The sequence below is a fragment of the Curtobacterium flaccumfaciens genome (genome assembly GCF_004361695.1).
Classification (GTDB): domain Bacteria; phylum Actinomycetota; class Actinomycetes; order Actinomycetales; family Microbacteriaceae; genus Curtobacterium; species Curtobacterium flaccumfaciens_B.
Genome location: NZ_SNVW01000009.1, coordinates 94,181 through 120,245, shown reverse-complemented (window position 1 = coordinate 120,245; position 26,065 = coordinate 94,181). Strand labels below are relative to the sequence as shown.

Genomic DNA, 26,065 nt, shown 5'->3' with positions numbered 1-26,065 from the left:
ACTTGGCCCCCGTGCGGGGGCGTTACGGGCACGTTACGGGGTACAGCGCGGTCCCCCTCTCGTCGCGTCGCGCTTGTCCGCACTGCTGCTGACAGCACTCCGGCGGACCTGGTGGACCGCTCCGTCCGGTCGACGACGGGCCGGTGTCGGCCTGGAGGCGCGGTGCACGCGGGCAGAAAAGTCCAGTTCACGGGGTGATCGCCGGGCGCGGCGGGGCGCGGGGCGATCACCGCGTCGAGCGTCGTGGATGCGGTCGGTCACGGTCCGGTCACGACGACGCGTGCGGCACCGGCCGGGGTACACCGGTCGCCGAACGGGGGACGGTGTCCGTCACGCGGAATTCACCTGCGCGGACGTGGGAACCCGGTGCGAAACACGTCACCCCGGGCGTGTCACGCACAGGTTGGCGCACCGGTTCGGCGCGCGCATGCGCCCCGAACAGTCGCGCGTGTGCGCGTCGGTCAGGCGCCGTAGAACTCGCGCTCGAACACCTGCCGCGCGCGCCGGGTGACCCCGAGGTAGTCGTCCTCGAGCTGCGACGCCGACCCCGGCGGGTACTCCATCAACCGCGCGATCCCCTCGAGCTGGACGCGGTCGACGGGCAGCACGTCGGTCGTCTTGCCCGACCAGAGCACGAGCGCGCTCCGCGTCCGCGAGGCGAACCGCCACGCTGCCCCCAGCCGCTCGGCGTCCTCGGCGCCGACCAGCCCGGCCCCGGTCGCGGCGTCGAGCGCCTCGAGCGTCGAGGTGGTCCGGAGCCCCGGGATCGTCAGCGCGTGCTGGAGCTGCAGGAGCTGCACGAACCACTCGACGTCGCTGAGGGACCCGCGACCGAGCTTGAGGTGCCGTGCCGGATCGGCGCCGCGCGGCAGTCGCTCCGACTCGACCCGGGCCTTGATGCGCCGGACCTCGCGCACCTGCAGGTCGTCGATCCGCTCCGGGTACCGGGTGCGGTCGGCGAGGTGCTCGAAGTCGCGGAGCAACTGCTCGTCCCCCACGGCGCCGCGGGCCCGGAGGAGCGCCTGGGCCTCCCACGTCAGGGACCACCGCGCGTAGTACGCCCCGTACGACTCGAGGGTGCGGACCACGGGGCCGTTCTTCCCCTCGGGTCGCAGGTCGATGTCGAGGTCGAGCGGGTGGATCGCGTCGTCGGTCAGCCGGGCGAGCTCCCGCACGATCGTCTGCGCCGACCGGGAGGCCTGCTCGGACGGCAGGTCCGCCGGTGCCCGGTACACGTAGAGGACGTCGGCGTCGGAGCCGAAGCCGAGTTCCCGTCCGCCGTAGCGTCCCATCGCGACGACGCCGAACTCCAGGCCGGCCGGGGCGTCACGGCGTGCCAGGGCGAAGGCACCGGTGAGCGTCGCCTCGGTCACGTCGCTCAGGGCGGGCCCGAGGGCGTCGACGTCGAGGTTGCCGAGGACCGCGGCCATGCCGAGGCGCAGGATCTCGCGACGCCGCGCGGACCGGACGAGTGCAGCCGCACCGTCGACGTCGTCGCCGTGGCGCGCCGTGACGGCGGTGACCTCGGCGAGCAGCGACTCGATCGGACGGGGACGCAGGAGCGTCTCGGGTTCGTCGAGCCACGCGACGGCCTCGGGGAAGCGCTCGAGCAGCCCGGACAGGAACGCCGACTCGGAGAGGACCGTCGTGAGCGAGTGCGCCGCTCCGGACGAGTCGCGGAGCATCCGGAGGAACCAGCTCGACTCCCCCAGGGTGTCGCTCAGGCGGCGGAACGCCAGGAGTGCTCGGTCCGGCGCCGGTCCCTCGGCCATCCAGCGCAGGAGGACGGGCAGCAGGTTCCGCTGGATCGCCGCGCGACGACTCGTGCCCTGTGTCAGCGCCCGGATGTGGCTGAGCGCGCCGGCCGGGTCGACGAAGCCGATGGCGCCGAGGCGGTCGACGGCCTGGTCGCTCGTCAGGACGATCTCGCCGTCGCTCGCGGCCACCGCGGACAGCAGCGGACGGTAGAACAGCCGCTCGTGCAGGCCGCGGACCTCGAGCTTCACCGCACGCCAGCGCGTCTCGAGCGCCGACGCGGACTTCGCGAGCCCGCTCGACCGCGCGAGCACGCGGAGTTCGTCCTCGTCCGAGGGCATGAGGTGCGTGCGCTGCAGTCGACGGAGCTGGATGCGGTGCTCGAGCACGCGCAGCAGGGCGTAGTCCGGACCGAAGCGCGCGGCCTCGGGTCGCCCGACGTACCCGGCGTCGGCGAGGGCGTCCATCGCCTCGAGCGTGGACCGCACCCGCACCGACTCGTCGTCCCGCCCGTGCACGAGCTGCAGCAGCTGCACCGTGAACTCGACGTCCCGCAGGCCGCCGGGGCCGAGCTTCAGCTGCCGGTCGACCTCGGCGTCCGGGATGTGCTCGGTGACGCGCTCGCGCATCCGCTGCACCGACTCGACGAACCCGGGGCGCTTCGCGGACGTCCAGACGAAGGGCGCCACCGCCGCGGCGTAGCGCTCCCCCAGGTCCGCCGCCCCGGCGATCGGGCGGGCCTTGAGCAGCGCCTGGAACTCCCACGCCTTCGCCCAGCGCTCGTAGTAGGCCACGTGCGAGTCGAGCGTCCGGACGAGGGCGCCGTCCTTGCCCTCGGGTCGGAGGTTCGCGTCGACCTCCCACAGCGCGGGCTCGGCGGCGAGGTCGGTGATGGCGTGCGTCGCGGCGATCGCCAGCCGGGTCGCGATGAGCACGGCACGGTCGGTGCCGACGCCGTGCGCCGACCCGCCGTCCGCATCGGGCTCCGCGTCCGGGTCGAGCGTCGGCTCGGTGACGAAGATGACGTCGACGTCGCTCACGTAGTTGAGCTCGCGGGCGCCCGCCTTGCCCATGGCGATGACGGCGAGCGGCGTCGCGGCGACGTCGGCGGCCGGGAACGGGACCTCGCGCCGGGCGACGTCGACCGCGGCCTCGAGCGCTGCCCCGGCCAGGTCGGCCAGCCCCGCGGCGACGGCGGGGAACGCCTCGGTCGGCGAGACGTTCAGCACGTCGAACAGTGCGATCTGCGCCAGGTGCCGGCGGTAGCGGACCCGCAGCCGGAGTCGGGCGTCCTCGTCGGTGGCACCGTCGATCGCGGCGAGCAGGGACTCGGTGTACCGCTCCTGCGTCCACGGCGCCGTCACCGGCTCGAGCAGCAGGGCGATCTCGGCCGGCCGACGGTGCAGGAACTCGCCGAGCCCGACCGACGCGCCGAGCAGGCGCACCAGGCGCTCCGCCGCGGCCTCGTCGGCGAGCACCGGGCGGAGTTCGTCCGGCGCGCGCTCGAGCAGCCGCTCGAGCGCGCGGAGCGCGCCGTCGGGATCGGCCGTGGACTCCCACAGAGCCGGGGCGGCGCTCACCGGGACCCGCAGGTCGGGGCCGAACCGTGCCTCCAGGTCGGCGATGCGTTCCAGGCTCTCCGACAGCTCCGCGAAGCCCAGCCGGGCCAACTCGGAACGCGACGTCGTCGTCCTGCTCGTCATGCCGTGGTGCTCGTCGGTGGTGCTAGAGCGCGCCGAGGTTCGTGTCGAGCTCGAACGGCGTGACCTGGTCGCGGTAGCGCTTCCACTCCTGCCGCTTGTTGAGCAGCACGAAGTTGAAGACCTGCTCGCCGAGTGTCTCCGCCACGAGCTCCGAGTCCTCCATGAGGCTCAGGGCGTGGTCGAGGCTCGCCGGCAGCTGGCTGTAGCCCAGGGCACGGCGCTCGGAGTCCGTCAGGCTCCAGACGTTGTCCTCGGCCTCGGGCGGGAGCTCGTAGCCCTCCTCGATGCCCTTGAGTCCGGCGGCGAGCAGCAGCGAGTACGCGAGGTACGGGTTCGCCGCCGAGTCGATGCCGCGGTACTCGATGCGCGAGGACTGGCCCTTGTTCGGCTTGTACAGCGGGACGCGCACGAGCGCCGAGCGGTTGTTGTGCCCCCACGTCACGAACGACGGGGCCTCGTCACCACCCCAGAGCCGCTTGTACGAGTTCACGAACTGGTTCGTGACCGCGGTGATCTCCGGCGCGTGCTTCAGGACGCCCGCGATGAAGTGCTTCGCGGTCTCGGAGAGCTGGTACTGGCCGCCGGCCTCGTAGAAGGCGTTCTGGTCGCCCTCGAACAGCGACACGTGGGTGTGCATGCCGGACCCGGGCTGGCCGGAGATCGGCTTCGGCATGAACGTCGCGTAGACGCCCTGCTCGATCGCCACTTCCTTCACGACCGTGCGGAACGTCATGATGTTGTCCGCCATCGTCAGTGCGTCGGCGTAGCGGAGGTCGATCTCGTTCTGGCCCGGGCCGGCCTCGTGGTGGGAGAACTCCACCGAGATGCCGAGGTCCTCGAGCATGCGGACCGACCGCCGACGGAAGTCGTGGGCGCTGCCGCCGGGGACGTTGTCGAAGTAGCCGGCCTGGTCGACGGGCTGCGGGCCGCCGTCCTTCCAGTCGCGGCTCTTCAGCAGGTAGAACTCGATCTCGGGGTGCGTGTAGAACGTGAACCCGCGCTCGCTCGCCCGGGCCAGCGTGCGCTTGAGCACGTTGCGCGGGTCGGCGACGGCGGGCTGGCCGTCCGGGGTCGTGATGTCGCAGAACATCCGCGCCGTGGGGTCGATCTCCCCGCGCCACGGCAGGATCTGGAACGTCGAGGGGTCCGGGTGCGCCAGGACGTCCGCCTCGTACGAGCGGGTGAGTCCCTCGATCGCGGAGCCGTCGAACCCGATTCCCTCGGCGAACGCACCCTCGACCTCGGCCGGGGCGATCGCCACCGACTTCAGCGTCCCGATGACGTCCGTGAACCAGAGTCGGATGAACTTGATGCCCCGCTCCTCGATGGTGCGGAGCACGAAGTCCGTCTGCTTGTCCATGCACGCCCTTTCCGTGTGCTTCCGGCCGGTCGATGGCCGTCCGTACAGCCTATTGGTCCTGGTCGTCCCACCGCTCGTTGTTGGCCTTGATCCGGTCCAGGGCGTGTTGCGCGTCCTCGCGGGAGTCGAACGGGCCGATGCGGTCGCGCTGCGGGGACTGCGGGCCCTGCTCGACGGCGTGCGTCTTCTCGTTGAACCACCACTGGGACTCGATGCGTTCTTCGCTCATGCCGCCACCGTACCCACGTGGGTGCGGGTGCGTGCGGCGACCGCCTGGAGGCGCGGTGCCGGCCCGGCGGACCGGAGCCGCGCCTCCAGGCGGTCGCGTCCACTGCCGCTGGCCGCCTGCCCGTCGTCCGCACCCTCCACCACAGCCCGTCGCGAGCGTCCGCGCAGCCGCCGCGCCCGGATAGAGTGGTCGCCATGCCCCGGGACGAACACGGACACCTGACCGCCGGCCGGATCTCCCCGCAGCGCACCGTCCCGAAGGACATCGAGCGTCCGGAGTACGTCGGCCGGGCCGAGCCCGACGAGCTCGGCCACGGCGACACCTACACGCCGGAGGAGATCGAGCGCATCCGCGTCGCGGGTCGCATCGCCTCGCAGGCGATCGACGCGGTCGGCGAAGCGATCCGCCCCGGTGTCACCACGGACGAGCTCGACCGGATCGGCCACGAGTTCATCGTCGGCCACGGCGCCTACCCCTCGACGCTCGGCTACCGCGGCTACCCCAAGTCGCTCTGCTCCAGCCTCAACGAGGTCATCTGCCACGGCATCCCCGACGACACCGTCCTGCAGGAGGGCGACCTCGTCAACATCGACATCACCGCCTACAAGGACGGGATGCACGGGGACACGAACCGGACCTTCGTCGTCGGCCACGCGGCGCCCGAGATCGAGGACCTCGTCACCCGCACCGAGGAGGCCCTGCGTCGCGGCATCCGCGCAGTCGCCCCCGGCCGCCAGGTGAACGTGATCGGCCGCGCCATCGAGGCCTACGCGAAGCGCTTCGGCTACGGCGTGGTCCGCGACTACACCGGACACGGGGTCGGTCGGGCGTTCCACTCCGGGCTGATCATCCCCCACTACGACGCACCGCGCTTCGACGACGTGATCGAGCCCGGCATGGTGTTCACGATCGAGCCGATGCTCACCCTCGGCGGCATCGAGGCCGACATCTGGTCCGACGACTGGACGGTCTCGACCCGCGACAAGTCCTGGACCGCACAGTTCGAGCACACGCTCGTCGTCACCGAACGCGGCGCCGAACTCCTCACCGTCTCCTGACACCTCCCTACCGAAAGGCTCCACATGACCTCCCTCGCAGTCGGCGTCGACATCGGCGGTACGGGCATCAAGGGCGCGATCGTCGACGTCACCACCGGTGAGCTCACGACCGACCGGATCAAGAAGGCCACCCCCGAGGGCGGGAAGCCGCACGACATCACCGCCGTCGTCAAGGAGATCGTGGGCGAGCTCGCCCCGGCCGACGACGTCCCCGTCGGCGTCTGCTTCCCGGCGATCGTCCGCGACGGCAAGACCATGTCGGCCGCGAACGTGTCGAAGAAGTGGATCGGCTTCGAGGCCGAGGCGCTGTTCGAGAAGGAGCTCGGGCGCTCGATCCACTTCGTCAACGACGCCGACGCCGCCGGGTTCGCCGAGCAGCAGTTCGGCGCTGCGAAGGGCAAGGACGGGCTCGTCATCGTCACGACCCTGGGCACCGGGATCGGCAGCGCGCTCATCAACGACGGCGTGCTCATCGTCAACTCCGAGCTCGGGCACATCGAGATCGAGGGCCACGACGCCGAGTCCCGCGCCTCGTTCGCGGCGAAGGAACGCGACGACCTGTCGTGGAAGCACTGGGCGAAGCGGCTGCAGCAGTACTACTCGACGCTCGAGGCGCTGCTCTCCCCGGAGCTCTTCGTCGTCGGTGGCGGGGTGTCGAAGCAGTACGACGAGTTCCTGCCACTCCTCGACCTGCAGGCGGACATCATCCCCGCGACGCTCCGCAACAACGCCGGGATCATCGGCGCCGCGACGCTGGCCGCGCGCAGCGCCTGACGCGGGGCTGCGGCGCTCGGCGGCGGTGCAGTTCGGTGAGATCGCACTTCGGCGGGTATCTCCGGCGAGGGAACCCGCCGAAGTGCGATCTCGCCGCCGGGCCGCGGCCGGCGCGACGCGCCGCACCCGGCGCTCGACACCCGACGCCGGCGCCCGGCGCCCGGCGCCCGGCGGCGGCCGCTAGACTCGGGGACGCGAATGGGTCGGTGAGACGGTCGCGTCACTCCCCCGGGAGTGCCGAGGAACGTCCGGGCTCCACAGAGCAGGGCGGTGGGTAACACCCACCCGGAGCAATCCGCGAGACAGTGCCACAGAAAGCAGACCGCCGGCGGCGACGTCGGTAAGGGTGAAACGGTGGTGTAAGAGACCACCAGGGGTCCGGGTGACCGGATCCGCTCGGTAAACCTCGCCCGGAGCAAGGTCAGACAGAGGACGCTGAGGCTGCTCGCCGAGTCCTCGGGTAGACCGCTGGAGGCCGACGGCAACGTCGGTCCGAGAGAGATGGCCGTCACCGCCGCGCGAGCGGCGGGACAGAACCCGGCGTACGGCCGGCCCATTCGCACCCATGCCACGTGACTGGAGGCGCGGTGCCAGCTGGCACCGCGCCTCCTGTCACGTCAGGTGGTCGCCGCTAGAGCCCGGACTCCGCCGTGCGGACCAGGATCGCGTCGCTGTCGGGGCAGAGCACGACGTCGTCGGGCGCTGCGCGCCGGACGGTCTGCAGGTCCGAGTTGGTGAGCGTCACGCCGGACGCCGTGGAGACGCCGCCCTGCAGGAGCGACGCGCCGAAGCCGTACCGTGCACGCTGCCGGTCGTAGAGCGCGAGGAGGTCCGCGGGGACCTTCGCCGCGACGCTCGCACGGCTCTGCACGGCGGACTCGCGGTCGGCCTCGAGCCGGGCGATCTCGGCGTCGCGCTCGGCGACGAGCCCGGTGCGGGCGGATTCGACCTCGGCGAGCTGCGCCTCGATGTCGCCGACGCGGGCGCGGAACACGTCGAGGTGCTCCATGACCTCGAGATCGGCGGTCTCGAGGTCACCGATGCGGCGCTGCAGCGATTCGAGCTCGCTCTGCAGTCCGGCCGCGTCCTTCGCGCTCGACACGTGCTGGAGCATGGTCGTGTCACGCTCGACGCGTGCCTGCGCCGTCGACGTGTCGGACTCGAGGCGGGCGAGCTCGCGCTCGGCGTCCTCGACGTCGCCCGTCGCGGCGGCGAGTGACGCGCGGAGCCCGGCGGCCTTCGTGCTGAGCTCGGTGAGCCGGTCGCCCTTCTGCAGCGAGGTGATGCGGTGGGCGATCCGGGTGACGTCGTTGTCGAGTCGTTGGACGTCGAGGAGGATGACCTGGTCCTCGGGTGCTGCCTTCATGGTCAGGCTCCTTCAGTGGTGGTGGGGACGGCGTCGTGCGACGCGGGGTCGGTGGTCGGCTCGGCCGCGGGCAGGACGGCGAAGTCCCACGGGTCGGTCCGGAGGTCGCTGACGGTGACGCGGACACCGGCGGCGCGACGCAGCTGTTCGGCGGCGACGTCGAGCCAGAGCCACTCGGTGGCCCAGTGCGAGGTGTCGATCAGGGCCGGTCCGCCCCCGAGGAGCGCCTGCTCGCGGAACTCGGACGCGGGGTGGTGCCGCAGGTCGCTCGTGACGTAGACGTCGGCGCCGAGGACGGCCGGGTGCCGGAGGTAGGCGTCGCCCGCACCGGCACAGAGGGCCACGGTGCGGATCGGCTGGTCGAAGTCGCCGGAGACACGGACGCCGGTCGCGGTGGGCGGCAGCAGGTCGACGAGCGCGCGGGCAAGGGTACCGAGGGTGGTCGGTTCGGCCAGGGACCCGACGCGTCCGATGCCGGTCGCGGGGTCCGCGCCGGGCTCGATGGGCTGCTGGTCGACGAGACCGAGCCGGTCGGCGAGCACCGCCGAGGTGCCGGTCGTCACGACGTCGGCGTTGGTGTGCGCCGCGACGAGGGCGGTGCCACCACGGACGAGGGTCGTGAGGACGCTGCCCTTGTACGTCGACTCGGCGATGGTCGTGACCCCGCGGAGGAGCAGCGGGTGGTGGGTCAGGAGCAGGTCGGCGCCGATCTCGACGGCTTCGCGCGCCGTGGCGGGCACGGCGTCGACCGCGAGGTGGACGTGCTCGACGGCCTGGTCGGGATCGCCCGCGACGAGGCCGACGGAGTCCCACGACTCGGCCCCTGCGGCGGGCCACAGGTCTTCGATCACGGCCTGGAGTTCGCGGAGCGTCGGCATCCCGTCAGTCTACCGAGACCGACGCGTCCGCAGCGGCTCCTGTGGACGGAGCGCCACCGCCCGGGAGCCTGTGGAGGGAGATCAGCGACGACCGAACGCGTGCAGGATGCGGGCGACGAACCGCGACCACCAGCCGGGCGTGGACTCGACGGGAGTCGCGTCCGTGGTCGCCGAGGCTGTCGTCGCGTCGGCAGGCTCGACCGGGCCCGAGATCGCCTCGGGCAGGACGACGGGGGTGCTCGCCGTCGCGCCGTTGTGCGCGGTGAGCGCCGCGGCGAACGCGGCACGGTCGATGACCGTGGGCCCGGTGGCGGGCTGGATGAGCGGGGTTGGTCGCGTGGTCGCGGACACCGGGGAGACGACCGGGAGGGACAGCACCGGACGGACGGGCGCGTCGCGGTCCGGGGTGGTCGCCGTACCGGGCGCGTCGATCGCGTCGACGACGTCGGTCACCTCGACCACGGTCGGCTCGACGAGCACCGGAGCCGCAGGGGCGGGTTCCACCACGGCCGCGGAGGGAGCCGCGGAGGCGGCCGGCGAGGGCGTCGAGGCCACCACCGCGACGGTGCCGGTGGCGGCGCGACGGGCGGCCGCGCGGTCACGACGGTCGGCCTCGAGGGCGGCGTCGGCGAGCAGGTCGGCGAAGACGGTGTGCGCGAAGCCGCGGGCGGCCTCGAGCTCGGGGTCGCTCAGGTCGGCGACGGTGGCCTCCCACGCAGCGAGGCGTGCGAGGTCCTCGTCACGGCGGCGCACCTCGTCCTCGAGCAGGACGATGCGCTCGATGGTGGTGCGACCGGTGGACGCGGAGACCTCGACGGCCAGGTCCTCGAGCCGGAGGGCGAGGCGCTCGGGCGGCTCCGGGAACGCGGGCGCGCAGACGGCGGCGTGCCGGGCCCGGTCGCGGGGTCGGCGGAACGCGGAGTCATCGGTCGACACGACGAGTGCGGCGGGAGCGGCGGGAGCGGCGGCCGGAGCCGGCGCAGCAGCCTCGGGCAGAGCGACGGCGGGCGTCTCCGCGACGCGCTCGGGCGCCGCTCCGGAGACGGTCGGAGCGAGCTCGGCGGTGGCGTCCGACGCTGCGTCCGGTCGCTGCACGGGACCGGTGACCGGCGGGACCACGAGGTCCGCCAGGTACGGGGCGCGCGTCGCCGGGGCGTCACGGAGCCACTCCTCGAGCTCGCGACCGAACGGGTCGACGAGGGGGGTGCGTGCACCGGACTGCGATTCCATGTTCGGAGGATAAATATCGCAAGGCTCATTTCCGCGGACATCCGCGGTGTGTCGCTGCCGCGCCTGCCATATCGCCTCGAACGTGAACGGCGTGTCGGCCGCAGGCGTGGTCCGGGCCGGGTCAGGTCAGAGTGAGCGCTCGAAGTCGTCGAGCAGCGCCCGCCCCTCGGCCCACGCGCCGACACCGCTGTCGACGTTCACGTGGCCGAGTGCACCGACCCGCACGACGGACGATCCGAGGGTCTCCGCGAACCCGACGGCACGTGCCGCCGAGCAGTACGGGTCGTCGTCGCTGACCACCAGGCGTGTCGGGAGGCCGGCCCGTGCCGTGGGCGCGGTGAACCCGGCTGCGGCGGTCGGGAACCCGGGCGCCGCGGGGTCGGGCGCGGCGACGAGGAAGGCGCCGGCCGCCGCCGGTCGGGATCCCTGTCGCAGCCAGTGCGCGACGGCGAGCACGCCGAGGCTGTGCGCGATGAGCACCGGGGGTTCGGCGGACGCGGTCACCGCGCGGGAGATCGCGGCGCTCCAGTCCTCCGGCTCCGGCTCGCTCCACGACGACGGTTCGATCCGGACGACCTCGTCGACGCCCGCCGCTTCCCGCTCGGCCTGCCAGCGGGACTGCCAGTGGTCGGGGCCGGAGTTCCAGATCCCGGGGACGATCACCCACGGTCGAGGTCTGCGCACCGTCGAAGCGTACCGGCGCGGAGCGACGCGACGGCGGCGGGTCAGCCGTGCAGCGTGTCGCGGGGGTACTCGCCGAACCGTGCGGCGTAGGCGCCCGAGAACCGACCGAGGTGTGCGAAGCCCCAGCGCATCGCCACCGCGGCCACGGTGAGTTCGCCCGGCGAGGCACGGCGGAGCTCGTCGCGCGCACGGTCGAGCCGGATGCCGCGGAGCATGGCGTTCGGGGCGGACCCGACCTGCCGCTGGAACGCCTGCTGGAGTCCGCGGATGCTCAGCCCCACCCGCTCGGCGACGTCGGTGGTCGAGATCGCCGTGTGCGCGTAGGCGTGCATGTACTCCACGGCCTCTCGGACGCGCCCCGTGGCGCCCTGCGGCAGGGTGACGTCCGGCCCGAGCACCGTGTGCGGGAAGGTCCGCAGCAGGGCACGTGCGGTCGATCGGGCGGTCTCGGCGAGCACGAGCGGCGAGACCGGTGCGTTCCCGAGGACCGTCGTGGCGGCTCGCTGCACCTGGGCGTTCCAGCGCCGGAGGTCGTCCGGCCGCGGCGTCTGCGTGTGGTCGAACACCAGGGGTGCCGGCGCTGCGCCGTGGTCCTCGGCGGCGATCCCCTCGAGGTAGGTGCGCTCGAACTGCACGAGGCTCTGCCGGACGTCCTGCAGGTCGAACGCGAAGGGGCGGCCGGTCGGGAACATCATCGGCGTGCCCGGTGCGAAGGCGACCTCGTCACGGCCGCGGTCGACGATCCCACCGCCGTCGGCGAGCCACATCACGACGTACTCGTCCCGCGCCTCGATCTCGCCCTCCATCCGGGCGTCGAAGCGCGTCGACCGGAACGACATCGTGTCGTCGCCGACGACGCGGAACCGGTAGCTGAAGGGGCGCTCGGTCGGACCCGCCCGGAACCCGGCACCCTCGTAGGCGTCCTGGTACATGGCGATCGCCGCCTCGAGGTCGACCCCGGACGTCTCGAAGCGGATCCTGGGGTCGGGCTCGACGTTCATCGACTGGATCGTCACACGGGATCCCCCGGCACCGTGCGTCGGATCGGCTGCCTTGCGGGTAACGGCTCAGTCGCTGCGGGATGCGGATGAAGCGACGGATCCTCCGCGGCCACGGCGGACGATCCACCGGTTCCGGTCGTCCACCCGTTCGTAGCGCAGGTCGTCCACGACCATCTGCACGAGCGCCAGCCCGCGCCCGCTCTCGGCGAGGGCGTCCGGCAACCGTGCGGCCCGCGGGTCGATCGGCACGGGGACGCCGTCGTCCGTCAGCAGGGCCTCGACGGCGTCCTGCCCGACGTCGACCCGGAGCGAGCACGCCACACCGGACGCGCCGGCACCGTGCTCGATGACGTTCGACGTGAGTTCGACGAGTGCGAGCTCGAGCGCCATCCGGTCTTCGGCGGAGAGGGACGGCTCGGTCGCCCACACGGACGCCAGGAACGCGTGCACGGCCGTGACGTCGTCCGGCGGACACGCCAGGTCGAGGTTGTGCCCGCCCACCGCGGTGCTCATCCCCAGTCGGTGACCGCGGCGTCCCCGTCCGGGTACGTGCGGAGGATCTTGTCCATGTTGGAGAGCTTCAGCACCATCTCGACCTGGTCGGAGGGTGCCGCGATGCGCAGGTCGCCGCCGGCCTGGCGGGCGGTCTTCAGGCAGCCGACGAGGGCGCCGAGACCGGACGAGTCCATGAACTCGACGTTGGACAGCTCGACCACCACGCGGGGACGCCCGCCGCTGACCACCTGCGCCACCGTCTCGCGGAAGGTCGGTGCGGAGACCATGTTGAGCCGGCCGCTGCACTCCAGCACCGCGGCGTCGGCTGTGGCCTCGTGTACGACGATGTCCATGTCGGTGCCTCCTCAGGTCGGTACGGGGTGCACCATGCAACCTACCGGGTCCGCGGCGGGAACACGTCCGACCGGGCCGGGTCCGGGTGGACGGGCCGCGGCGTCGGGCCGACGACCGACTCCGCCGCGTCGGGCCGACGACCGACCCCGCCGCGTCAGGCCGACGACCGACTCCGCCGTGTCGCGACGAGCTGGACGACCACGGCGGCCGCCATGAGCACGGCCATGACCGACCCCATCGCCGTCGCCGTCCCGCCGAGCGCCCCCGCGAGCGGCGTCCCGAGCCCGCCGAGGCCGAACGTCAACCCGCCCTGCAGCGCGGCCGCCGTCCCCGGGTGGGCCGCGCCGACGTGCTGCGTGCGGGTCATCGCGGCGGGCAGCACGAACCCCCACGCTGCCGTCACCACGGCGAGCGAGCACCAGACCGGCACCGGGCCGAGTCCGAGGAGCGCCGACGACAGGACCCCGAGGGCGCCGAGCGTCCCGACGGCGAGCCCGAGCGCGAGGAGGGCGTCCTCGGAGAACCGGCCGACGACCCGGCGGAAGACGAGCGTCGTCACGATCATCATCGACGCGTTCGTCGCGAAGACGATCGTGTACATCCCCTCGGAGAACCCGAACTCGGACTGGAACACGAACGAACTCGTGGCGATGTAGGCGAAGAACCCGATCGTCGAGAGCACCCCGGTCAGCACGTACGCGCGGAACCGCGGGATCGCCATGAGCTCGCGGATCCGCCCCCAGTTCGCGCCGAAGCCGACGCCACCACGGCGCTCCCGCGGCAGCGTCTCGTGGAACCGCAACACGACGGCGACGAAGAACACCGCGCCCAGCGCCGCGAGCACCACGAACATGAGGCGCCACGTGCCGACCGTCAGCACCGCTCCCCCGGCCAGCGGCGCGACCACCGGACCGATCGCGTTGATCGCCGCGAGGGTTCCGAACACCTTCGCCATCCGCGGCCCGGTGATGACGTCCGACACCATCGCGCGGCCCGCCACGGCACCGGCGGCACCGGCGAGCCCCTGGAACACCCGTGCCACGACGAGGGTCACCACGTCCGGCGCGAGGGCGCACCCCACCGACGCGAGCGCGAAGACCGCGGTGCCGACGAGCATGAGCGGACGGCGACCGATGCCGTCGCTGACCGGCCCGGCCAGGAGCTGCCCGACGGCGAACGCGACGAGGAACGCGGTCAGCGACAGCTGCACGGCGCTCGGCGCGGTCCCGAGGTCACGGGCGATGGCGGGCAGCGCCGGGATGTACATGTCGGTCGCGAACGGCGAGACGCCGACGATCAGCGCGAGCGGCAGGATCGGGGGCAGCACGCCCGCGGTCGTCGGGTCGATGGTGCGCTCCGTCGTCACCCCGGCCACGCTACGCCCGCCCGAATCGATTCGACAAGGGGACGCGACGTCCGGTGGGTGGACGCGTCCGACAACGGACTGGAGGCGCGGTGCCAGCGGGCACCGCGCCTCCAGTCCGTGGGCCGGACCGACCCGACGGATCAGCCCGTGTTCTGCAGGCCGGCCGCGATCCCGTTGACGGTGAGGAGCAGCAGCCGGTGGTCGCCGTCCGTCGGGTCCGTGCTGCCCGACGTGCGGATCGCGCGCAGGGCGCGGAGCTGCAGGTGCGACAGCGCGTCGACGTAGGGGCTGCGGAGGCGGACGGCGCGGGCGAGGACGGGACGGTCCTCGAGCACGTCGCTGCCACCGGAGACGCGCAGCACCCAGGCGCGCGTGCGGAGCATCTCGTCGAGCACCTTCGCGGCGAGGTCGTCGCGGTCGGCGAGCTCGAGGTAGCGGCGCGCGATGTGCTCGTCGGTCTTCGCGAGCGACATCTCGACGTTCTTGATCATCGCGCCGAAGAGCGGCCACTCGACGTATGCGGTGCGGAGGAGCTCCACGTCGCCGACGGCTTCGAGCGCGGAACCGAGGCCGTACCACCCGGCGAGGTTGATCCGGGCCTGCGTCCACGAGAACACCCACGGGATCGCGCGGAGGTCCTCGAGGGACTCCACCGACAGCCCACGACGGGCCGGGCGGGAGCCGAGCGGCAGGAGACCGATCTCCTCCATCGGGGTGACCCGTGCGAACCACGGCGCGAAGCCGTCCGCCTTCACGAGGTCGTAGAACGCCTGCCGGGACTCGTCGTCGAGCTGCTGCGCGAGCTCGGCGAAGCGGGTCGCGGCGACGGCGGTGCGCTCCTCGTTCGAGGGCGACGACGCGAACAGCGTGGCCGAGGCCATCTGCTCGAGGTGGCGAGCGGCGATGTCCTTGTCGCCGTACTGGGCGAAGATGACCTCGCCCTGCTCGGTGATCTTGAGCCGTCCGTCGATGGAGCCGCGGGGCTGCGCGAGCACGGCCTCGTTCGCCGGTCCCCCGCCGCGGCCGAGCGAGCCGCCGCGTCCGTGGAAGAGCGTGAGCTCGACGTCGTGCTCCTTCGCCCAATCCGCGATGCGGGCCTGCGCGTCGTAGAGCGCGAGGTTCGCGGACACCGGGCCGACGTCCTTCGACGAGTCCGAGTAGCCGAGCATGACCTCGAGGCGGCGGCCGGTCGCGGCGAGACGGCGCTGGAAGGGCTCGGTGCGGACGGCCTCGTCGAGGATGTCGACGCTGGCGTGCAGGTCGGCGAAGGTCTCGAAGAGCGGGATGACGTCGAGCACCGGGGCGGCCTCGACGGATCCGAGCGCGGCCACCGCGAGCTCGTGCACGTTCGCCAGGTCGGCCGCCGACTGCGTGAACGAGACGATGTAGCGGCTGGCCGCGCGGACACCGTAGCGGGCCTGCAGTTCGGCGATCGTGCGGAAGACCGACAGGACCTCTTCGGTCATCTCGCTCAGCTCGCCGCCGGCGCGGATCTCGGCGAGGGCGTTCCGGTGCACCTGCGAGTGCTGCCGGACCTCGAGCTCGGCGAGGTGGAACCCGAAGGTCTCGACCTGCCAGACGAGGTTCTGCAGCTCGCCGTTCGCGGGGCGCGTGGCACCGGCCGCGACGAGCGAGGTCTGGATCGTGCGGAGGTCCGTCAGCAGCGCTTCCGGGCCGGAGTAGGCCAGCGGCGACGGACCCTGACGGGTGGCGTCGATCCGGGCGGCGACGAACATGAGCGCGCGGCGGTGCGTCTCGTTCGGCGCACGGACCCCGATCCGCTCGGCGATCCCCGCGTCGAGCTGCTCCTGCGCCGCGACGAGGGCGGTGAGGCCGGCGTCCGCCGGGGTCTCGCTCGCGTCGAGCGTGAGGGTGCTGCCGATGCGGGTGGCGGCGCGCGAGAGCCCGAGCAGGATGTGCTCCGCGGCGATCTCGGCGGCCTGGCGTGTGACGTCGGCGGTCACGTGCGGGTTGCCGTCGCGGTCGCCGCCGATCCACGTGCCGAAGCGCACGAAGGCCGGTGCCGTGACCGAGGCGCGTCCGGCCTCGTCGCCGAGCAGCCGGTCGTCGAGCAGGCGGTAGACCTGCGGCACGATCTCGAACAGCGTCTGGTCGAAGACGCTCATCGCGGTGCGGACCTCGTCGAGCGGGGTCGGCCGGGTCGTGCGGAGCGGCGAGGTGCGGAGGAGCGTCGTGATCTCCTCGAGCAGGCGGCGCTCGTTCTCGGTCCGCGCGGTGACGTTCGTCGTCCGGTCGCGCTCGTCGATGAGGTCGGTGATGCGGCGGACGGCCGTGGTGACCGCGCGACGGCGGGCCTCGGTCGGGTGCGCGGTGAGGACCGGGTGGAACCGGAGGTCGCGGAGTCGAGCGGCCGCTTCGTCCGCGCCGACCTGCTCGACGAGCGAGGCGTAGGTCGCCGGGAACGAGTCGCCTGCCTGGCCACCGTCGTCGCCGCGGAACCGGAGGACGCGCACGCGGTGGTGCTCCTCGGCCAGGTTCGTCAGGTGGAAGTACGTCGTGAACGCCTGGGCGACGGCCTCGGCGCGCTCGGCCGACATGGCCGCCACGATCGCCTCGGCACGTGCGGCTCCCTCGGCCTCGCCGCCCTCGTACGCGTCGATGACCGCGGCGCGGAGGCTCTCCACGTCGTGCAGCAGGTCCTCGCCGCCGGTCTCGCGCAGCACGCGCCCGAGCAGGTTGCCGAGGTACCGCACGTCCGCACGCAGGTCGCTGTCGACCGCTCCGCTGACGTCGTCCCGTGCGCGTCCGTGGCGCGTCGATCCGTCGATCGCCGTCATGAGGTCCTTTCCGGGTCGTCCGGGAGGCTGGTCCCGGGTCCCAGCAGCGTATCGGCCCGTCGACACGGGTGACGACAACCGTCCGGACGGACCGCCCGGCGCGGGTCGGGCGTCGTCGGACGGACCGCGGGCTCAGCTCGGGTCGGCCGACCGCGCCTGGGCGGCGGTGTGCGCCGCGACGATCTGCTCGCGGGCCGACCGACGATCGGTCAGCGGGGACGTCCACGGCACGATGACCTGTTCCTCACCGCCGTCGTCGAGCTGGGCGATCCACACCCCGGCGACCGCGTCGATCTCGGTCATGCACGCCGCCACCGCCGTCGCGGCGCCGTTCGCCCGCACGATCACGAGGTTGTCCGAGGGGTGGTCGCCGTTCATGTGCCGGAGGATCGCCCGTCGGGCCTCGTCGTCGAGCGGCCCGGTCACGCGGTCACCGCCGTGCCGGTGCCGCCACGTCGGGCGTCGAGCCCCGCCAGCAGCCCGGTGTTCAGCTCGTACGCCAGCTCGACCTCGGCGATCACGCGCTCCCGCTCCTCGGCGGTCCAGGGAGCTGCGTCGAGCTGCGCCCGGTAGGTGTCGCGGAAGGCGCTCGGGTCGGCCACCTGGTCGAAGATGTAGAAGAGGATCCCGTTCGTCTCGAAGCCGAACTGGTCGGCGAGCAGCCGGCCGATCATCTGCCCGCCGGTCAGGTCGCCGAGGTACTGCGTGTAGTGGTGCGCGACGAAGCCGCCGGGCCACGTGGCCGCGACCTCGTTGAGGCGGCGGACGTAGGTGGTCGTGGCCGGGAGCGGGCAGACGAGCTCGGACCAGTCCGGACCGACGAGGTACTCGAGGTCGGCGCGGATCGCCGGCATCCGGGTGAGCTGCGACGTCACGAAGGGGGCGGCCACGGGGTGGTCGGCCATCCGGTCGGCGGCACGCTCGAGGGCGTCGTACACGAAGGCGTACTGCCCGAGCAGCGCGGCGTAGTCGGCGACGTCGCACGCGCCACCCACGAGGTCCGCCATGAAGTCGTTGCCCGCGGAGGCGCCGTGCGACCGACGTGTGCGTCGTCGCAGCACCTCGGAGAACGGAGTGACCGTCGTGTCCATGAGGTAAGGCTAACCTCAGTAGACCGGACGTCAAGCACAGCGGGTCCGGAAGTCGAGAGAGGAAGCTCACCTGCGATGAGCTCGAAACCCAAACGCCCCCAGCACGTCTTCGTCGTCGACCGGACGGAGCGCCTGACACCCCACATGGTGCGGGTGCACCTCGGTGGCCCCGCCTTCGACGACTTCGTCGCCGCAGCCGACCCCGAGCGGCTCCTCGCCACGGACAAGTACGTCAAGCTCCTGCTCGCCAAGCCGGCGCTCGGCCTGACGCCGCCGTACGACCTCGAGGCACTCCGCGAGACGCTGCCGAAGCACGACCGGCCGGCGCGCCGCACCTACACGGTCCGTGCCGTCGACCACGCCGCGAAGACCATCGCGGTCGACTTCGTCGTGCACGGCGACGAGGGCCTCGCCGGCCCCTGGGCAGCCGCCGCGCAGCCCGGCGACCTGCTCGCACTGTCCGGTCCGGGTGGCGGGTACGCGCCCTCCGCCGACCCGGCCGTCACGCACGTGCTGCTCGGTGACGACAGCGCGCTGCCCGCGATCTCCGCCGCCCTGGAGGCCCTGCCCGATTCCGCCACGGGCGTCGCCCTGGTCGAGGTGGCCGGTCCCGCCGACGAGCAGCGCATCGCGCACCCGACCGGGGTCGACCTGCGGTGGCTGCACCGCGACGCCACCGGCGCACAGCCGGGCACGCTCCTGCTGGAGGCCGCTCGGGGACTCCCCCGCGCCTCCCGGCCCGTCCAGGTCTTCGCACACGGCGAGCGGACCGCGATGAAGGCGATCCGTCGGCTGCTGCAGGACGACTGGGGGCTCGAGAAGTCCGAGATGTCGCTGTCGGCCTACTGGGCGCTCGGCCGCGGCGAGGACGAGTTCCAAGAGGAGAAGCGCGAACCGATCGGCGTCATCTTCACGGACTGAGCCGCTCGGCGTCCTCCCGTTCCTGGAGGCGCGGCTCGCGTCGGTGGGTCCGGCTAGCGTTCCGGGCATGGTCGCCCTCTCGTGCTGCGTGCCCGGATGCGACGCGGCGCACCTCCCCGGGTCCCCCGTGCCGCTCTGCGCCGGGCACGTCACGCTGGTGACCGAGTTCGGCGCCGAGCACGTCGGCGTCGAGGATGCGCTGCCCGGACCGTGCCCGGTCTGCGGCTCGCGGATCGGTGTGCGCTACCCGTCGGCCGCCGTGTGCGCGACCTGCGAGTGGCGGTACGGGGACGTGCCGGACGGCGACCTCGCTCCGCCCCGCGTCGACGTCGTCTACTACCTGCGGATGCGCGACGACTTCGGCGACCGGATCAAGATCGGCACCACGACGAACCCGCGGCAGCGGCTCGCGGCGATCCCGCACCAGGAGCTCCTCGGGCTCGAGCGCGGCGACCGGACACTCGAGCGGCGGCGGCACGCCCGGTTCGCGGCGACGCGGTACCCGGGGACGGAGTGGTTCCGGGTGACGCCGGAGTTGCTCGAGCACGTCGCCGTCGTGGCCGCCGGGGTGAGCGACCCGTGGGCGCTGCACGCCCGGTGGACGAGCGAGGCGCTGGCGCTCCGGGGGTGAGGCGCGCGCGGGCGCGCGAGCGCGCGCGTGGTCGCCCGGTCGTGTCGCGCGACGTCGGCGTGCGCGGTGCTGCCGCGCTGCCGTGCGGCCCGCACAACGCAAGTGCGCCCGAACCACGGCGGTGCGCGGTTCGGACGCACTTCGGTTGTGCGAGGGATCGGTCAGCGGGCGTAGGCGTCGACGAAGAGGGCGCCGCGGATCTCGCGCAGGGTGTCGGTCAGCCGGGCGATGGTCCGGCCGGAGATGCCGGAGACCTCGAGGTCGTAGGGCCCGAGCGCCGGGAGCCGTCCGGTTCGGATGCGCACGACCTCCCACCCGACGCCGCGCACGGCACGGTCCTTCCGGCGGTCGGTCTCCTGCCGGGGCCCGACGTGCTCGAGCCCGTGCCTGCCCGTCGAGTCGTACTCGATGGCGACGCGGAGCTCCGGCAGGATGACGTCCGGCCAGGCCTCGACGTGGTCGAAGAACGGCCGGTCGAGCCGGATCGCGGAGTGGTCGAACGTGAACTCGAACCGTTCGGACAGGGCGGCACGGAGCTCGGCCTCGACCGCGGACGCCGTCGCGGGGGCGCACACGCTCGTGAACGAGTCCCCCGAGGGCAGCCGCGGGGTCTTCGGGCAGATCGTCCGCGGCACGGACTGCTTCGGACGCCGCGGTGCACCGATGTCGGGGCGCCGGGATCGCGCACGAGTCGAGGCGAACGCACCCGACGGCACCGCGCCCGCCGCCGGCGCACCCGCTGCGGACGCACCCGCCGCAGGCGTACTCGCCGCGGGCATGCCCATCGGCGGCGCACCCGCCGTGGGGGTCCGCGCTCCGAAGCCGCGCGACGGGGCCGCGGGCAGCGTCTGCCGACCGGCGACCCGGACGACCCGCTGCGGCACGGGGACACTTTCGGGCCAGTCCTCGGGCAGGACCGGCCAACGTTGGGGCTGCGCCTGCACCGCACACTCCGGGCACCAGACCGAGCGGCGACGCTCGCGACCGGGGCGGGACCGCTGCTCGGCCGGGGTGGCGACGAAGACGTGGCCGACGTCGCACTCCCAGGTCAGCAGGACCTCGGCCGCGGGTGGGATCTGGGTGAGGACGACGCCGTGGTTCCAGTCGGGGTGGTACTGGCGGATGAGCACCGGGTACGAGGCCCAGTCGCCGCGGAACTCCCCCACGGCGTACGGCACCGCCACGCCGCGCGACCACTGTCGGCGGCGCCACCACGCGTCGACGGGTTCGGCCACGCTGTCACGCTAGGCAGGACCACCGACACACCGCCGCACCGCCGCGTCTCCGCCGGGCGCACCAGGCCCGCCTCGGCTCACTCGGCAGGTGGCGTGGCGAACGTGAACCGCTCGGGTCCGGCGTCGGAACCGTCGTCGAGGACCCGGATGCCGGACTCACGGCACGCGGTCACGCCGTCGCGGTGCACCCGCTCCGGTCGCGGCCGCTTGGGGACGCCGGCCGCGCCGAACACCGCCCAGGCGTTGGCCGCGGTGGCGCTCGTGAACCGCGTGCTGTAGCGGACACCGGCGAACCCGGCGGCGTCGAACGCCCGCGCCCAGGCCTGCGGCACGCGGTAGTCCCCCATCGTCTGGAGCTCCGCGCCCACCCCGAACCGCACCGCGGCCGGGTGCGTGACGTCGGCGAACCGGCGACCGCGCGAGGCCCGGGCCGCGACGACCACCATCTCGCGTGCACGGGCGGTGAACACCGTGTTGGTCGTGAGGACGTGGTGCGCCAGACGCTCCCGCACGGCGACCTCGACCGCGTCGGCCCAGTAGCAGGTGCCCCGCGGGACGGCGAGGTCGAACCGGCCGCCGTCGACCCCGTCGGCGTCCGGCTCGGTGCTCGCGAACCACCACGTGCCGCGGTCGTGTCGCTTCGCCCGGTAGAAGGTGGTGCCGCGCGATTCCTCGGCGGGGAAGTCGGAGAGGTCGAGGTCGTCCCGCGGCGGGCGCTGGGCGACCTCGTTCCGGCTCGGGCTCACGCGTCCGCTGCCCAGGCGTGCGCGGCGCGGCGTGCGGCGGCGAGCACCTGCTCGTCGCGGCCGTCGCGGAGCGCCTGCGCGGCGGTCGTCCCGCCGAACTCCTCGGCCTCGGTGTTGAGCCAGAGCGCGCTGCCCCACGGGTCGATGCGGTCGGGGTCGATGAGCGCGAGCACCTGGCGGAGGTTCGGCAGCGGCGCCCCGGAGACGCCGAACTGGAAGGACGGGAACACCAGGCTGCCGTCACCGATCTTCAGGCCGATCAGGTCGCGCTTGGCGGTGGCCTTGCTGAGCGCCTGCCGGGTCACCCCGCGCCAGGCCGCCAGGGTCGGTGTGTCGTAGAACGGGCCGATGAGGGCGTCCGCCTCGTGCTTCACGGTGGGCAGCGCGGCGACCATGCGGTCGGCGAGCAGCTCGACGTCGGCACCGGTGTCGAGGGCACCGTCGGCGCGGCCGCCGAGGATCCGGCCACGGAGGGCGTCGATCAGGGCTTCCTCGGTGGGGCTCAGGGTCGTGCGGTCGCTCCCGCGCGTCCCCGCCGCACGATCGGTGCGGACCCGTTCGGTCGTCGCCATGTTCGGCCTCCTGTCAACCGTGTCAACCGATTGTCTCGCGGGGACGACAACCGTGTCAACCTGATGACGACCACGAACAGGCGGAAGGCGTGCCGATCAGGCCAGCGCGTGCCGGACGTACGCGACGAGGGCGTTCGCGTGACCGTGACCCAGGCCGTGCTCCGACTTCAGCCACACGACGACCTCCATGTGCTGGTGGTCGTCGAGCCGGTCGGCCACGAGGTCGAGCCACTCCTGCACCGGACGCCCGTACGTCTTCTCGATGCTCGGGAAGTACGACGCCGGCCCCTTCGGCGTGACGCCGTCGGCCGGCGGCTCCGGAGCGGTCACACGGTGTGCGGTCATGCGCGTCACAGTAGCGCGCCCCGCAACGTCGGGACAGTGACCGAGCGGGCACCGTCAGGACAGCGACCCGAGCGGGCATCGTCAGGACAGCGCCCGCCCGCGTCACGGAACGTCATCGACGACGCCCCCGTGACGTCGTGTTCCGCCGCGTGCCGGAGTGTTGCGGACGGCGTTGTCGGGGCAGCCGACCCCTTCTACCGTCGCCGCATGACCGAGATCACCGAGGCACCCGGACGCAGCGCGACCGGCGTCGGAACCGGAAGCCGAGCGGACGACGCGCACCGCGCCTCCAGGCCGGAGGACGCGACCATCGACGCGGCCGGACGCGCCGCACTCGACCGCCCCGTCGTGCCGCTGCGCCACCCGCTGCGGTGGATCGCCGCGGCCCTCGTGCTCGTCGTGCTGCTGAACTTCGTCGAGACGCTCTTCACGAACGAGCAGTGGGGCTGGCCCGCCGTCGGCAAGTGGCTGTTCAGCCCGGCCGTCCTCACCGGACTGCAGCTGACGCTGACGGCGACGGCGCTGAGCGCGGTGATCAGCTTCGCCGGCGGTGTGGTCGTCGCGATCGCACGGCTCTCACGGAACCCGGTGCTGTCCGGACTCGCGTGGGGGTACGTGTGGCTGTTCCGGTCGGTGCCGCTCATCCTCGTGCTCGTCTTCCTGTACAACCTCGGGTCGCTGTACCCGACCATCGGCATCGGGATCCCCTTCGGGCCGCAGTTCGAGGTGCCGACCGCCAACGTCCTCGGCGACCTGGCGATCGGCGTGATCGGGCTGAGCCTCAGCGAGATCGCCTACGCGTCGGAGATCGTCCGCGCCGGTGTGCTCGCTGTCGACCACGGGCAGCACGAGGCCGCGCAGGCACTCGGCCTCCCCCGTCGGCGACAGTTCGTCCGCGTGATCCTGCCGCAGGCGCTGCGGTCCATCGTGCCGGCGTTCGTCAACCAGGTCGTCGGCCTGCTCAAGGCCTCGTCGCTGCTCTTCTACGTCTCGCTGCTCGACCTGTTCGGCGTCGTGCAGAACCTGTCGAGCACCTACCCGACGGACATCATCCCGCTGCTCGTCGTCGCCACGATCTGGTACCTCGTGCTCACCAGCGCGGTGTCGATCGTGCAGTACTACGTCGAGCGGTGGACGGCCCGCGGTTCCGTCCGGGCGTTGCCGCCGACACCCTGGCAGCGGGTGCGCACGGCGGTGCGGCGCGGCGGTCCGCCCGGTTCCGACGGCGGGCCTGGAGGCGCGGATCGCCGCGCGCAGGCCGCAGCGGCAGCGCGGGCGGTCGCGTCCGGCACCTCGACCACGAACGACCGGGCCGTCTGATGGGCGCGGCGATCGGCATCCACGGTGCCGTCAAGGCCTTCGGCGAGAACGTCGTGGTCGACGGGATCGACCTCGCACTCCCCGCCGGCAGCGTCACCGCGGTCCTCGGCCCGTCCGGGTCGGGCAAGTCCACGCTGCTCCGGGCGATCAACCACCTCGAGCCGCTCGACCGCGGCGTCGTGACCGTCGGCGGCGAGACCATCGGCGTCCGCGTCCGCACCGGGCGTGACGGGCTCCACCGGTACAGGGAACTGCCCGAACGGCTCATCCTGCGGCAGCGCTCCCGGATCGGGTTCGTGTTCCAGCACTTCAACCTGTTCCCGCACCTCACCGCGCTCGAGAACGTCGCCGAGGGGCCGATCGCCGCCGGCGTCGACCGTGCCACCGCTCGTGCACGCGCCCGGGAGCTGCTCGACCGCGTCGGCCTCGGGGACCGCGCCGACACCCGACCGCGGCAGCTCTCCGGCGGACAGCAGCAGCGCGTGGCCATCGCCCGTGCGCTCGCGCTCGAACCGTCGGTGGTGCTGCTCGACGAGCCCACCTCGGCGCTCGACCCGGAACTCGTCGGCGAGGTGCTCGGCGTCATCCGGGCACTCGCCGAGTCCGGCACCACGCTCGTCATCGTCACGCACGAGGTCGCGTTCGCCCGCGAGGTCGCCGACCACGTGGTGTTCCTCGACCACGGCCGCGTCGTCGAGCAGGGGCCGCCCGAGCAGCTCATCGACGACCCGCAGCACCCGCGCACGCGGGACTTCCTGTCCCGCGTCCGCTGACCATCCCCCCACCCTCAGGAGAACCATGTCCCCGATCACCCCCTCCCGCTGGCGGCACCGCGCCGGCGCCCTCGTCCTCGCCGCCGGAGTCGTCGTCGCCCTGGCCGGCTGCGCCGCGAACGCGAACGCCGGTACCGGCTCCGGCTCCGGCTCGGGCTCGGGCTCGGGCTCGGGCTCGTCCGACGGCACCGTCACGATCGGAGTTGCGTCGAACGGCGCGGCGACCGAGACGAAGGTCCGCGTCGCCGAGGACTCGAAGCTGCACGACGAGCTCCCGGCCTCGATCAAGAAGTCCGGCACGCTCGTCATCGGCATCGGTGCCCTGCCGTCCGGGTACCCGCCGCTCGCGTTCACCGGCGACGACCAGAAGACGCTCACGGGCTCGGAACCCGACCTGGGCCGACTCGTCGCCGCGAAGCTCGGGCTCGAACCGCAGGTGAAGAACGCGACGTGGGACAACCTCTTCGTGGGCATCGACGGCGGTTCGACCGACGTCGGGCTGTCGAACATCACCGTCACCGAGCAGCGCAAGGAGAAGTACGACTTCGCCTCGTACCGGCAGGACAACCTCGCCCTGCAGGTCAAGAAGGGCAGCTCGCTCACGTTCGACGGCGACCCGTCCGTGCTCGCCGGCAAGACGATCGCGACGGACTCCGGCACGAACCAGGAGAAGATCCTGCTCGGGTGGAAGGCCGACCTCGCGAAGGAGGGCAAGACCATCACGGTGAAGTACTACCCGGACGCCAACGCGAAGCTGCTCGCCGTGCAGTCCGGCAAGGTCGACGGCTACCTCGGCCCGAATCCGACCATCGCGTACCAGAACAAGCAGAACGCGGGGACGGCGAAGGCGACGACGACCGCGGGGACGTACTCCGGCGCCGGCGGCTCGCTGCAGGGGCTCATCGCGGCGACGACCAAGAAGGGCAACGGGCTGGCCGCGCCGGTGCAGGGCGCGATCAACGAGCTCATCGACGACGGCACCTACGCCAAGTGGCTCACGGCCTACAACCTGTCGAACGAGGCCGTGAAGCAGTCCGAGCTCAACCCGGAGGGCCTGCCGCTCGACGCCAGCTGACCCCGCACGCCCTGTCCGACACCCCCGTGGCCGTCCTGGCCGCGGGGGTGTCGTGCGTGGGAGGGCGTCGTGCGTGCGGGGTGTCGTGCGTGCGGGTGCGGGCGTGGGGGCGCGGGCGTCCCGACGCCGAACGACACCGTCGCAGTCGTACGACGTCGACGGAGTCGCACCGTGCACACGCGCACCATCGCGAACGCGGGGCAACGACAACGCGTACGTCGTACGACGTCAACGGAGTCGCACCGTGCACACGCGCACCATCGCGGACGCGGGGCAGCGACAACGCGCACGTCGTACGACGTCGA

At 72.8% G+C, this 26,065-nt stretch carries 25 protein-coding genes and 1 other RNA gene; 8 read left to right on the top strand and 18 right to left on the bottom strand.

Annotation, left to right across the window (positions count from 1 at the left end; translation table 11 throughout):
- Nucleotides 1-461 precede the first annotated feature (461 nt).
- From EDF64_RS13230 to EDF64_RS13220, 3 genes are read right to left on the bottom strand one after another with little or no spacing between them, the layout of a single operon-like run.
- Nucleotides 462-3,458 carry a bifunctional [glutamine synthetase] adenylyltransferase/[glutamine synthetase]-adenylyl-L-tyrosine phosphorylase gene (locus EDF64_RS13230; RefSeq protein ID WP_133520445.1) on the bottom strand — a complete coding sequence of 999 codons (2,997 nt, stop codon included), beginning with the start codon at nucleotides 3,456-3,458 and terminating at the stop codon, nucleotides 462-464.
- Between the two features lie 22 nt (nucleotides 3,459-3,480).
- Entirely contained in the window at nucleotides 3,481-4,818 is a 1,338-nt protein-coding gene (gene glnA / locus EDF64_RS13225; protein ID WP_071291909.1) for a type I glutamate--ammonia ligase, read from the bottom strand.
- Between the two features lie 49 nt (nucleotides 4,819-4,867).
- Entirely contained in the window at nucleotides 4,868-5,047 is a 180-nt protein-coding gene (locus EDF64_RS13220; protein WP_133520444.1) for an SPOR domain-containing protein, read from the bottom strand.
- 194 nt (nucleotides 5,048-5,241) lie between these two features.
- Here EDF64_RS13220 and map point away from each other — a divergent pair, with 194 nt between their 5' ends.
- The 3 genes from map (at nucleotide 5,242) to rnpB (ending at nucleotide 7,439) form a co-directional block, all read left to right on the top strand.
- The gene (gene map / locus EDF64_RS13215; protein ID WP_133520443.1) at nucleotides 5,242-6,105 is read left to right on the top strand and encodes a type I methionyl aminopeptidase; all 864 of its coding nucleotides are present in this window, start codon (nucleotides 5,242-5,244) and stop codon (nucleotides 6,103-6,105) included.
- A 24-nt stretch (nucleotides 6,106-6,129) separates the two neighbouring features.
- On the top strand, nucleotides 6,130-6,879 hold the full coding sequence (gene ppgK / locus EDF64_RS13210) for a polyphosphate--glucose phosphotransferase (RefSeq protein ID WP_133520442.1): 750 nt from the start codon (nucleotides 6,130-6,132) through the stop codon (nucleotides 6,877-6,879).
- A 199-nt stretch (nucleotides 6,880-7,078) separates the two neighbouring features.
- Nucleotides 7,079-7,439, top strand: an RNA gene (gene rnpB / locus EDF64_RS13205) — RNase P RNA component class A.
- A 71-nt stretch (nucleotides 7,440-7,510) separates the two neighbouring features.
- Here rnpB and EDF64_RS18275 read toward each other — a convergent pair.
- From EDF64_RS18275 to EDF64_RS13150, 11 genes are all read right to left on the bottom strand, one after another.
- Nucleotides 7,511-8,245 carry a zinc ribbon domain-containing protein gene (locus EDF64_RS18275; RefSeq protein ID WP_166645736.1) on the bottom strand — a complete coding sequence of 245 codons (735 nt, stop codon included), beginning with the start codon at nucleotides 8,243-8,245 and terminating at the stop codon, nucleotides 7,511-7,513.
- Nucleotides 8,246-8,247: 2 nt separating this feature from the next.
- Nucleotides 8,248-9,123 (bottom strand): Nif3-like dinuclear metal center hexameric protein, encoded by an 876-nt coding sequence (locus EDF64_RS13195; RefSeq protein ID WP_133520441.1) that lies wholly within the window; start codon nucleotides 9,121-9,123, stop codon nucleotides 8,248-8,250.
- An 81-nt stretch (nucleotides 9,124-9,204) separates the two neighbouring features.
- Nucleotides 9,205-10,353 carry a hypothetical protein gene (locus tag EDF64_RS13190; RefSeq protein ID WP_133520440.1) on the bottom strand — a complete coding sequence of 383 codons (1,149 nt, stop codon included), beginning with the start codon at nucleotides 10,351-10,353 and terminating at the stop codon, nucleotides 9,205-9,207.
- 126 nt (nucleotides 10,354-10,479) lie between these two features.
- The gene (locus EDF64_RS13185; RefSeq protein WP_133520439.1) at nucleotides 10,480-11,037 is read right to left on the bottom strand and encodes an RBBP9/YdeN family alpha/beta hydrolase; all 558 of its coding nucleotides are present in this window, start codon (nucleotides 11,035-11,037) and stop codon (nucleotides 10,480-10,482) included.
- Nucleotides 11,038-11,078: 41 nt separating this feature from the next.
- The gene (locus tag EDF64_RS13180) at nucleotides 11,079-12,038 is read right to left on the bottom strand and encodes an AraC family transcriptional regulator (protein ID WP_133520438.1); all 960 of its coding nucleotides are present in this window, start codon (nucleotides 12,036-12,038) and stop codon (nucleotides 11,079-11,081) included.
- Nucleotides 12,039-12,104: 66 nt separating this feature from the next.
- Complete coding sequence (locus EDF64_RS13175; protein WP_133520437.1) at nucleotides 12,105-12,551, bottom strand: ATP-binding protein; 447 nt, start codon at nucleotides 12,549-12,551, stop codon at nucleotides 12,105-12,107.
- Complete coding sequence (locus EDF64_RS13170) at nucleotides 12,548-12,886, bottom strand: STAS domain-containing protein (RefSeq protein ID WP_133520436.1); 339 nt, start codon at nucleotides 12,884-12,886, stop codon at nucleotides 12,548-12,550. Before EDF64_RS13170 ends, EDF64_RS13175 begins: the two co-directional genes overlap by 4 nt.
- A gap of 155 nt (nucleotides 12,887-13,041) precedes the next feature.
- Entirely contained in the window at nucleotides 13,042-14,253 is a 1,212-nt protein-coding gene (locus tag EDF64_RS13165) for a multidrug effflux MFS transporter (RefSeq protein WP_243736385.1), read from the bottom strand.
- 140 nt (nucleotides 14,254-14,393) lie between these two features.
- The gene (locus EDF64_RS13160; protein WP_133520434.1) at nucleotides 14,394-17,051 is read right to left on the bottom strand and encodes a phosphoenolpyruvate carboxylase; all 2,658 of its coding nucleotides are present in this window, start codon (nucleotides 17,049-17,051) and stop codon (nucleotides 14,394-14,396) included.
- Nucleotides 17,052-17,183: 132 nt separating this feature from the next.
- On the bottom strand, nucleotides 17,184-17,477 hold the full coding sequence (locus tag EDF64_RS13155; protein ID WP_208108909.1) for a DUF2470 domain-containing protein: 294 nt from the start codon (nucleotides 17,475-17,477) through the stop codon (nucleotides 17,184-17,186).
- Nucleotides 17,474-18,142 carry a heme oxygenase (biliverdin-producing) gene (locus tag EDF64_RS13150; RefSeq protein ID WP_133520433.1) on the bottom strand — a complete coding sequence of 223 codons (669 nt, stop codon included), beginning with the start codon at nucleotides 18,140-18,142 and terminating at the stop codon, nucleotides 17,474-17,476. The genes EDF64_RS13155 and EDF64_RS13150 overlap by 4 nt, the downstream gene beginning before the upstream one ends.
- Nucleotides 18,143-18,217: 75 nt before the next feature.
- On the opposite strand from EDF64_RS13150, the gene EDF64_RS13145 reads away from it, so the two are divergent.
- Complete coding sequence (locus tag EDF64_RS13145; RefSeq protein WP_133520432.1) at nucleotides 18,218-19,063, top strand: siderophore-interacting protein; 846 nt, start codon at nucleotides 18,218-18,220, stop codon at nucleotides 19,061-19,063.
- Between the two features lie 67 nt (nucleotides 19,064-19,130).
- Nucleotides 19,131-19,694, top strand: coding sequence for a GIY-YIG nuclease family protein (locus EDF64_RS13140; RefSeq protein WP_133520431.1), 564 nt, complete (start codon nucleotides 19,131-19,133; stop codon nucleotides 19,692-19,694).
- A gap of 161 nt (nucleotides 19,695-19,855) precedes the next feature.
- Here EDF64_RS13140 and EDF64_RS13135 read toward each other — a convergent pair whose 3' ends face one another.
- The 4 genes from EDF64_RS13135 to EDF64_RS13120 all read right to left on the bottom strand — a co-directional run bounded on the left by EDF64_RS13135 (nucleotide 19,856) and on the right by EDF64_RS13120 (nucleotide 22,592).
- Nucleotides 19,856-20,929, bottom strand: a complete 1,074-nt coding sequence (locus EDF64_RS13135; RefSeq protein WP_133520430.1) for a hypothetical protein — start codon at nucleotides 20,927-20,929, stop codon at nucleotides 19,856-19,858.
- 77 nt (nucleotides 20,930-21,006) lie between these two features.
- Nucleotides 21,007-21,675, bottom strand: a complete 669-nt coding sequence (locus EDF64_RS13130) for an RES family NAD+ phosphorylase (RefSeq protein WP_133520429.1) — start codon at nucleotides 21,673-21,675, stop codon at nucleotides 21,007-21,009.
- Nucleotides 21,672-22,247: a hypothetical protein gene (locus tag EDF64_RS13125; protein WP_133520428.1), complete on the bottom strand. Its 576-nt coding sequence runs from the start codon at nucleotides 22,245-22,247 to the stop codon at nucleotides 21,672-21,674. Before EDF64_RS13125 ends, EDF64_RS13130 begins: the two co-directional genes overlap by 4 nt.
- Nucleotides 22,248-22,343: 96 nt before the next feature.
- Nucleotides 22,344-22,592, bottom strand: coding sequence for a DUF4287 domain-containing protein (locus tag EDF64_RS13120; protein ID WP_133520427.1), 249 nt, complete (start codon nucleotides 22,590-22,592; stop codon nucleotides 22,344-22,346).
- Between the two features lie 207 nt (nucleotides 22,593-22,799).
- Here EDF64_RS13120 and EDF64_RS13115 point away from each other — a divergent pair, with 207 nt between their 5' ends.
- The 3 genes from EDF64_RS13115 to EDF64_RS13105 are packed head-to-tail and all read left to right on the top strand — an operon-like array spanning nucleotide 22,800 to nucleotide 25,760.
- Complete coding sequence (locus EDF64_RS13115) at nucleotides 22,800-23,912, top strand: amino acid ABC transporter permease (RefSeq protein WP_133520426.1); 1,113 nt, start codon at nucleotides 22,800-22,802, stop codon at nucleotides 23,910-23,912.
- Entirely contained in the window at nucleotides 23,912-24,685 is a 774-nt protein-coding gene (locus tag EDF64_RS13110; protein WP_133520425.1) for an amino acid ABC transporter ATP-binding protein, read from the top strand. The genes EDF64_RS13115 and EDF64_RS13110 overlap by 1 nt, the downstream gene beginning before the upstream one ends.
- A gap of 25 nt (nucleotides 24,686-24,710) precedes the next feature.
- Entirely contained in the window at nucleotides 24,711-25,760 is a 1,050-nt protein-coding gene (locus EDF64_RS13105) for a transporter substrate-binding domain-containing protein (RefSeq protein ID WP_133520424.1), read from the top strand.
- The last annotated feature ends 305 nt before the right edge of the window (nucleotides 25,761-26,065 follow it).

Bases quoted from the DNA above. Each gene is read 5' to 3' on its own strand.
- EDF64_RS13230 (WP_133520445.1), bottom strand. From the start codon at position 3,458: ATGACGAGCAGGACGACGACGTCGCGTTCCGAGTTGGCCCGGCTGGGC.
- glnA (WP_071291909.1), bottom strand. From the start codon at position 4,818: ATGGACAAGCAGACGGACTTCGTGCTCCGCACCATCGAGGAGCGGGGC.
- EDF64_RS13220 (WP_133520444.1), bottom strand. From the start codon at position 5,047: ATGAGCGAAGAACGCATCGAGTCCCAGTGGTGGTTCAACGAGAAGACG.
- map (WP_133520443.1), top strand. From the start codon at position 5,242: ATGCCCCGGGACGAACACGGACACCTGACCGCCGGCCGGATCTCCCCG.
- ppgK (WP_133520442.1), top strand. From the start codon at position 6,130: ATGACCTCCCTCGCAGTCGGCGTCGACATCGGCGGTACGGGCATCAAG.
- EDF64_RS18275 (WP_166645736.1), bottom strand. From the start codon at position 8,245: ATGAAGGCAGCACCCGAGGACCAGGTCATCCTCCTCGACGTCCAACGA.
- EDF64_RS13195 (WP_133520441.1), bottom strand. From the start codon at position 9,123: ATGCCGACGCTCCGCGAACTCCAGGCCGTGATCGAAGACCTGTGGCCC.
- EDF64_RS13190 (WP_133520440.1), bottom strand. From the start codon at position 10,353: ATGGAATCGCAGTCCGGTGCACGCACCCCCCTCGTCGACCCGTTCGGT.
- EDF64_RS13180 (WP_133520438.1), bottom strand. From the start codon at position 12,038: ATGAACGTCGAGCCCGACCCCAGGATCCGCTTCGAGACGTCCGGGGTC.
- EDF64_RS13175 (WP_133520437.1), bottom strand. From the start codon at position 12,551: ATGAGCACCGCGGTGGGCGGGCACAACCTCGACCTGGCGTGTCCGCCG.
- EDF64_RS13170 (WP_133520436.1), bottom strand. From the start codon at position 12,886: ATGGACATCGTCGTACACGAGGCCACAGCCGACGCCGCGGTGCTGGAG.
- EDF64_RS13160 (WP_133520434.1), bottom strand. From the start codon at position 17,051: ATGACGGCGATCGACGGATCGACGCGCCACGGACGCGCACGGGACGAC.
- EDF64_RS13150 (WP_133520433.1), bottom strand. From the start codon at position 18,142: ATGGACACGACGGTCACTCCGTTCTCCGAGGTGCTGCGACGACGCACA.
- EDF64_RS13145 (WP_133520432.1), top strand. From the start codon at position 18,218: ATGAGCTCGAAACCCAAACGCCCCCAGCACGTCTTCGTCGTCGACCGG.
- EDF64_RS13140 (WP_133520431.1), top strand. From the start codon at position 19,131: ATGGTCGCCCTCTCGTGCTGCGTGCCCGGATGCGACGCGGCGCACCTC.
- EDF64_RS13125 (WP_133520428.1), bottom strand. From the start codon at position 22,247: ATGGCGACGACCGAACGGGTCCGCACCGATCGTGCGGCGGGGACGCGC.
- EDF64_RS13120 (WP_133520427.1), bottom strand. From the start codon at position 22,592: ATGACCGCACACCGTGTGACCGCTCCGGAGCCGCCGGCCGACGGCGTC.
- EDF64_RS13115 (WP_133520426.1), top strand. From the start codon at position 22,800: ATGACCGAGATCACCGAGGCACCCGGACGCAGCGCGACCGGCGTCGGA.
- EDF64_RS13110 (WP_133520425.1), top strand. From the start codon at position 23,912: ATGGGCGCGGCGATCGGCATCCACGGTGCCGTCAAGGCCTTCGGCGAG.
- EDF64_RS13105 (WP_133520424.1), top strand. From the start codon at position 24,711: ATGTCCCCGATCACCCCCTCCCGCTGGCGGCACCGCGCCGGCGCCCTC.